The organism is Desulfobulbus rhabdoformis (assembly GCF_016919065.1).
Lineage (GTDB): Bacteria > Desulfobacterota > Desulfobulbia > Desulfobulbales > Desulfobulbaceae > Desulfobulbus > Desulfobulbus rhabdoformis.
The window spans coordinates 201342-208435 of sequence record NZ_JAFFQA010000002.1 but is presented as its reverse complement, the minus strand read 5'-3'; the positions used below and the strand labels follow the sequence as shown (position 1 = coordinate 208435).

At 50.4% G+C, this 7094-nt stretch carries 7 protein-coding genes and 1 pseudogene; 3 read left to right on the top strand and 5 right to left on the bottom strand.

Features of this window, described 5'->3' with window-relative positions; translation table 11 throughout:
* Positions 1 to 149 (top strand): annotated as a pseudogene (locus JWJ90_RS02030) (IS1595 family transposase); the annotation flags it as partial.
* A gap of 16 nt (positions 150 to 165) precedes the next feature.
* Here JWJ90_RS02030 and dnaG read toward each other — a convergent pair.
* Entirely contained in the window at positions 166 to 1959 is a 1794-nt protein-coding gene (gene dnaG, locus JWJ90_RS02025) for a DNA primase (RefSeq protein ID WP_205225499.1), read from the bottom strand.
* Positions 1960 to 2195: 236 nt separating this feature from the next.
* Between dnaG and JWJ90_RS02020 the strand changes: the two genes are divergently transcribed.
* Positions 2196 to 2915: a hypothetical protein gene (locus tag JWJ90_RS02020; RefSeq protein ID WP_205225498.1), complete on the top strand. Its 720-nt coding sequence runs from the start codon at positions 2196 to 2198 to the stop codon at positions 2913 to 2915.
* A gap of 147 nt (positions 2916 to 3062) precedes the next feature.
* On the opposite strand, the gene JWJ90_RS02015 is transcribed toward JWJ90_RS02020, so the two are convergent.
* On the bottom strand, positions 3063 to 4547 hold the full coding sequence (locus JWJ90_RS02015) for a DNA integrity scanning protein DisA nucleotide-binding domain protein (protein WP_240194700.1): 1485 nt from the start codon (positions 4545 to 4547) through the stop codon (positions 3063 to 3065).
* Positions 4548 to 4737: 190 nt separating this feature from the next.
* Here JWJ90_RS02015 and JWJ90_RS02010 point away from each other — a divergent pair, with 190 nt between their 5' ends.
* A complete protein-coding gene (locus tag JWJ90_RS02010) occupies positions 4738 to 4932 on the top strand; it encodes a hypothetical protein (protein WP_205225497.1) in 195 nt (64 codons plus the stop codon).
* A gap of 238 nt (positions 4933 to 5170) precedes the next feature.
* Here JWJ90_RS02010 and upp read toward each other — a convergent pair whose 3' ends face one another.
* From upp to JWJ90_RS01995, 3 genes are all read right to left on the bottom strand, one after another.
* Positions 5171 to 5797 (bottom strand): uracil phosphoribosyltransferase, encoded by a 627-nt coding sequence (gene upp, locus JWJ90_RS02005; RefSeq protein ID WP_205225496.1) that lies wholly within the window; start codon positions 5795 to 5797, stop codon positions 5171 to 5173.
* Between the two features lie 110 nt (positions 5798 to 5907).
* A complete protein-coding gene (locus JWJ90_RS02000) occupies positions 5908 to 6771 on the bottom strand; it encodes a uracil-DNA glycosylase (protein ID WP_205225495.1) in 864 nt (287 codons plus the stop codon).
* Positions 6768 to 7094, bottom strand: coding sequence for an FtsB family cell division protein (locus JWJ90_RS01995; RefSeq protein ID WP_205225494.1), 327 nt, complete (start codon positions 7092 to 7094; stop codon positions 6768 to 6770). Before JWJ90_RS01995 ends, JWJ90_RS02000 begins: the two co-directional genes overlap by 4 nt.

Here is a 7094-nt window from a genome sequence, read left to right as displayed (position 1 = left end):
TTCATGGAGTCAGCGGTCAATATCTTCAAGAGTACGTTAGCGAATTCTGTTATCGATTTAATCGTCGTTTTTGGGAACATGAGCTTCCAATGCGTTTACTGAACGCATGCCTTGCCCATGCTCCGGGAAAACAACTGAAAATAGTTTAGAGCCATATAAGTTAAATTAAATACTTTGTCTTTTTTTCTGTAATGTTTGTTTTTCATGAAGAAGCTGCATTAATAATTCAATATTTCCGCTCCGTTCTGCATCAGCAATTCGTTGTTGCAAACTCGCACCATCGCGGCGCTGGCGCTCGTTTTCAAGCCAGCAAAGCAGCTCATCAATCATATCTCGATCAGACTCACCGCTTTCTCCACCACCATGAGCTGGAAGTGCGGTCAATAAATCAACTATATACCCCTGAAGTACCTCATCTGCCATTCCTATAAGAAGATCTTCAGGTTGACAAGCACCATCTTGACTTAATCTATTCATATGAAAAAACATTTCCTGGGCCAGGGGGTGCTTCACAACCTCCGCCATACCAGCGGCTTCAAGCTCGGCAAAATTCTCGGGATGGAGCACAAGGAAATCAAGGAGTTGTCGATCACGGGGTGCCATACTTTTCAATGAGAGGTTTGTGCGTACGACCCGTTCTTCTTCAGGCTGAGGCGCTGGCGCACGTTTTCCTTGAAAATAACCGGGAGAAACACCCAGCTTTTCACTGAAATGAGCGATCATCAACTCCCGCTGTTCAACATCCTTTGCCTCAGCAAGCAGTTGCTGCAATTCACCGACAATACGATTTTTTCCGCTCAAGGTCAGGCCATATTCCTGAACCAGGGTATCAAAGGCAAATTCAGCCAGGGGTCTGGCTGCACGCACTAGCTCATCAACGGCCCCTGCCCCCTGTTCTCGCACAAAACTATCCGGGTCATGCCCTTTGGGGAGCAATGCCACCTTGCCTTCCACCTGCTCGGCCAGCAGATAAGGAATGGATCGCATGGCTGCCTTCAGACCGGCCGCATCGGCATCAAAAAGCAGGACTACCTCATCACTATAGCTCCGCAGTGAATGAATATGGGGTTTGGTCAACGCCGTCCCCAGCGGGGCAACAACGTTTTCGATTCCATGGACAGCCAGGGAGAGCAGATCAAAATTCCCTTCGACCACCAAGGCCCTTCTTGCCTGGCGAATAGCCTGTCTGTGCTGCTGCAGGCCAAAGAGTAGACGGCTTTTTTCAAAAATAGGGCTTTCTGGAGAATTCATATACTTGGGCTGTCCTTCACCAAGAATACGACCACCAAAGGCCACGACCCTCCCGCTCATATCATTGATGGGGAAGAGAAGGCGTGAGCGGAACCGGTCGTAGTAGCCTCCTCGATCTTTACGCACGGCGAGCCCAACCTGCTCTATTACCGCAGGCTTGACGCCCTTAGCGCTCAACTGGTCAAAAAGGTATTGCCAGCCACCCTGGTCCGGGCCGGGAGCATACCCCAGGCGATATTTTTCGATATACTCCTGGGGAATTTCACGGTGCTCAAGATAAGCCCGCGCATTTTTTCCCCACTGGGGATGACGCAGGGCCTGTTGAAAAATAAGCACGGCCTCCTCGTTGGCCTGATACAGGGCATCACGAAGCCGCAACTGCTCCTGCTCGGCCTGGGAGAGTTTTCGCTCCGGCAGGCTTACCCCAAATTTCTGGGCCAGGGTTTTCAACGCCTCGGGGAATTCCATATGATGAAACTTCATCATAAAAGAAAACACATCCCCGTGTTCGCCGCAGCCAAAACAGTGGTAAAACTGCCCTTGAGGGTTCACGGAAAAAGAAGGGGTTTTTTCACTGTGAAAAGGACAACGCCCGGTAAAACGATTGCCAGCCCGTTTGAGTTCAACATGCTCGCCAATCACCTGGACTATATCAGCAGCCTCTTTAACGGTTGCCTTGGCCTGATCGCGAGCTTGAGAAAATGACATATTCTGTATGACCACCTACCACACCCATGAGGGTGAAAATTCCACATCCCTTGCCAGCTGCATCGTCTGGCAGAGTACATGTGCTGTTTACAAGGGATGAGGAGTCCCTTCCCATTGCCCATCTCGTCTTGATTGAGTACTCTTACAGGTGAACTCCACATTTTTGACGCCGAAGAGTCTACGTGCAATCGCTCCTCGTCCGATCAGTTTGATGCCCCTTCTACAAAAGGTGTCCTATGCAAGGCATGGAAGAGATGCTTTCCCTGGAACTGAAAAAAGAAATGGCCGATCGCTACTTTGGCTTTCGCTCCAGGATCGAGCAAGAATCCCGGCTCTTTGATGAACAGATGAGTGAGGCCTTAAGCCAACTTGAACAGGACGTAGGCTTTGACCTGATTCGACTCTATATGCTGTTGAGCAGTGAGCAGCTTATTCGAGCGTTTTTTCAGCTTACTCATTTTCACGATGCGCTGTTTCTGGACACGTATATTATCCAGTCCTCAAGCCTCCGCAACCGCCTCTTCAAAGGGCAGCTTGTTCATGGCTTCACCCGCTACCTTCGCTTTACCCACCTGTTTTTCGATATATACCGTCGCCTGCAAAAAGGACTCGAAGACTATGCTGGTCTTTTTGATCAACTGGTCAAGCAAAGAGGCGCCATGACGGCTGCAATTCAACACTTTGAACAAAACAACGATCTCCCCTCCATGATGGGTTTTCTTCGACGCATTGACAGCGAGAGTCATACGGTGATGGAAGGAGACCTCATGCCGCTACGCGACTCTTCCCTTGATGCAAAACTCCGTATGCCCCTGCCAGCGGAAGTAACCACCTTGCTCCCGGCATACCCACTGCTGCCGCCTCTAAAGACCTGCAAAGGAAAACTGACCGACCTGCTCAAACAGGCCTACGCCCGGCAACATCAACCAGAGGTACGACGATTCTGCCATCCTTAAGCAAATCCCTTGGGATTAGACCTTGTATCCGTGTGCATTCATCAGTGCGTCAGTTTCGTTGTTTGTGACATGCCGATTAAAGTACACTTTATCGGCTTGTTACGAACAATGAAGGCGGCGTGCTGATGGATACTCACAGATACAAGGCTAGAGCCCAACCCAATAGTCAAGCCGCTCCAGGTTGTAGATACAGCCACCTTTCTGCTCCAAGGTGCAGGCTCCATGCACATCAAGCCCCTGGTGAATGACCGATACCGGGCGATCTGAAGAGACAACCACAACTATAATGTTGGGATGTTCTGCGGTAAAGCGCAGGGCCGAATTATAGCGTGCGCCTCGAGCCAGATCCTCTCCGGGGAAAGAGCGACCATCCAGCAGGCAGGCAAAACCATGCAGGTGCATGTCGGCGCCTATATGCAGGGCACCATCTACCTTGGCCAGAGACTTCGCCATCTTCAGCATATACGGTTTTTGCAAGTCAAGCGGGGGCGAAAGATTCTGTCCGGAAATGGGAACCGGATCCGGGTTGAGGTCAAGTACGACTGTGCACCCGTGTTTACGCTGCTGGGAGTGATGTACCAGGCTGACGACAATCTTGAAAAGAAAGTAGGAGTTCATTCTGTCCAGATCGGTCTCCAGCAGGAGTTCCTCAAGTTGAACCAGCTTGGCCTGGTACGAGATAGAGCTGAAACGTCCATCGGCAAAACTGCAGACCTTATTTCTATTGACCTTTAAAAAGCCATGACGACCACGAAAATCAGCACAGAGGGAGAAATCAGGCAGCTTTTCACCACAGATTCCGATAATAGAACGGCCATCAGTCACCAGGTGGCGCTCGGCCTGCTCAACGGTGAGCAACAGCTTGCGCACATGTTTATAGTTGATCAGCTGCGGACGAGCCCCCTCCTGAAACTTGACCATAAAGTCGAGTTGATCGAGCATGCACGGGTCGACCACCAGAAGACGCCCCTCCGGCCAGGAGCCCTCTTCCCTGGTTTCAGAGATCATGAGAACGGCGTCCAGTACCGGATACACACGGACCGGACTGTCCCAGCCAAGGTTCATGTTCATCTGATCGATAATATAATCGCGAACCGCGTGGGTGGAATATTCCCGCAGGAAGTAACCGGAAATGCCTGTGTAAAGCTCATTATCGTTAGCCATGTCATGGGAAAAGCGCCAGGCCGCGTGTTCAAGCCAACACTGGGTGGGACCGACCGAACAGAGGTCCGGATGATGCTCAGTAAACCACTGCTGAAAGAACACCGCCCCTGAATAACCGCCGTTGGAAAGAAGCCCTGCCAGGCCGGGATCTTTGACCGGCTTTATATCGGCAAACTGTTTACGATCAGCGGAAATCTTGCCGTGTTCACGCCAAGTTTCATTATCGACATACAGGCTTTTAAAAATTGGCTCATGGCCGCGCAACAGATTCTGGGGATCACAGATGAGCATGGGCCCTTTGGGATGCAGGGCAAAGATCACAGCCGCACGACTGGAACCGGAAAAATGCGTCAGTCCATCGGTTAACCCGAATATGATGTCACTGACGCAGCGACGAATAAACGAATACTGCCGTCGATCAACGATGGACAGCTCAGAAGGTAGCGGCGCATTACAGCGTATGGACATGGCAACCCAGGGGTTTAGATTATTCCAACAGAAAAAGGTGCTCTCCTCGGTGACTCGAGATTCTCTCCAAGGTACAAAGGCATCTCCCGCGGGGCACGAAAAAAGGCTTGGCCAAATAAAAATTCCTGCCTATCATGCCGCAATCGTCTTTGGAACCCAAACGATTTCAGCCAACAATCAAGGAGAGCCCATGGAAGACAATTTAGCTGAAGAGCTTGTAAAAATAATGAATAAAAACACCAGCTCAGACTTTGAGGATGCCTTTGAGCGTGCCTTTGAACTGACCAAAGCGTATGCCAGCTCTGCCAATGCGCAGGCAGCGGCGATCCCCTTTGTTTTTGAAAAGGCCTTTGAGCTCTTTGTTTCAGGACGTACCAAATCCTAAGGGAATCTTGAATAATTGCTTTTTCTGCCAATCTCCCGGAGTCTGGCGCTTACCTCGTCATACTCAAAATTTTATCCTCGGAGGTAAGCGAAGACTCCGATATCAACTATATGCCTGCGGTAAAATTTTTCACAATCCTTGACCTTGATTGAAAAATCTAATTATTCAAGACACCCTTAAGGGAGACCGTTGCTCCGGAGGATATGGAATTCTCCCTCCAATATCTTTTTACTTCTTGTTACTTGGTACCAAAAATTTTATCTCCGGCATCCCCAAGACCCGGCAGAATGTAGCCGTTTTCATTGAGGTGGTCATCAACCGCAGCCACATAAATATCCACATCCGGATGGTGCTCTTCAAGTTTTTTGATGCCCTCGGGGGCGGCAACTAAAAACAGGCCGATAATATCTTTACACCCGGCCTTTTTGAGCATATCGATGGTGGCCAGCAGTGTCCCCCCGGTGGCAAGCATGGGATCCAAAATCATAGCCTGCCGCTGATCGATATCCTGGACCAACTTTTCAAAGTACGGTACCGGCTGCAGGGTCTCTTCGTCACGGTACAGCCCAACCACCGAAACCTTCACATTGGGTAAAGCTTTGGTAACACCATCCATCATCCCCAGCCCGGCACGAAGGATTGGAACTATGGTAATTTTTTTGCCCTTAATTCGATCGACCTCGGTGGTTCCCGCCCAGGTATTTATCTCTACTTTCTCGGAAGGCAGGTTGCGGGTTGCCTCATAAGCAAGGAGCATCCCGACTTCAGAGGCCAAATCGCGAAAATCCTTGGTTGAAATATCCCGTTCCCGGAGCAGGCCGAGCTTATGTTGTACCAGTGGGTGTTCAATCTCAAAAACAGCCATACAGCGCCTCCTGAGCCTTGATGTTTTGGTAGGGTAGTCCTTGATCCAGCTGGAAAGATTGGTTTTTTCAAGAGCCTCCTACCTAATGATTTTAAGCGATCAAACGATGGTTAAGGCCCCCCGGACTCTGCCTGTTGCAGCTGGCGCTGCACAATCTGCAAATCTTGCCAGGCTGCACGCTTCATTGCCGGTTGCTCCAACAAAAATCCAGGGTGGAAGCTGATCATCACCGGTATAGGTGCCCCGGTGGCTCCTGTAAAGCGGGTGGCATGCAGACGCCCCCGTAAACGAAAGAGAGAAACATCACTTCCCAGAATAGCACGCGCAGCCGCTTTGCCCATGGCCAGAATCACAGCGGGTTGCACCTGCGCTATTTCCTGATAGAGGTAGCCCTGACATGCCAGTTCATGCTCGGCTAACGGATGCTGTTCACCGGAGGGGGAGCACTTCACCACATTGGTCAGGTACACATCCTTCGGCCCGAGCCCAATGGCCTGCATCATCTTCCACAGCAGTTCATCCTCCTCTTTGCCAAAGCTCCACTGGCCCGCATCGCTGCCGCGAGGATACTCACCGACAATCAGCAGTCGGGCATCGGCTTTGCCCCGGCCCAATACCTGCGCCCTTCTGGTCGTTGCCAAAGAGCAGGCCGAACAGCTCTCCAGGCTTTCCGTGATCTCTCTGGCGCTTATTTTTTGGGGAGCATCCTGAGCCGCTGGTGAGGGAACAGGACGAGGGCGGACAGGGGATGGTGCGCGAGGGGGTTGTTTTTTTGTAGGAGGCAATGATTGCGGTCTGCGCCCTTTGGGACGCAAAAACTCGACAAGCCCATCATTTTTTGGGTACAGATTAATCCCCATCTGCTGATGCAGCAAGAGGTGCTGGCGCAGTGCCGCCGCGAGGATGACCGCAGAGCGCTGTTCGACCTGTTTTTTGGGGGGAGACTGTTGTAACGATCCTTGCTCTGTACTCATTTCTTTTTGGAAGATCTGTCGAAATCAAAAACCATCTCGTCTTTTTTGAGCAGGCCGTGCTTTTCCCGAGCTACCTTTTCCAAGTACACATTATCAAGTTGCAGTTTTTTGATATTCTCAGCCAACTCTTTATTTTTGGTCTTGAGCTGGCTGTTTTCCTCAGATAATGATTGAATTTCACTATTCAACTTTAAATAATGAATAAATCCGCGTCCAGGAGCAAACAAAATCCAAAGAAGAAAGATAATGGCGATGAGACTCCCCAAAAGCCACATCATCTTCTTGTCACGCAGCTCATCTTCATTTCTTTTGCGTATCGCCAT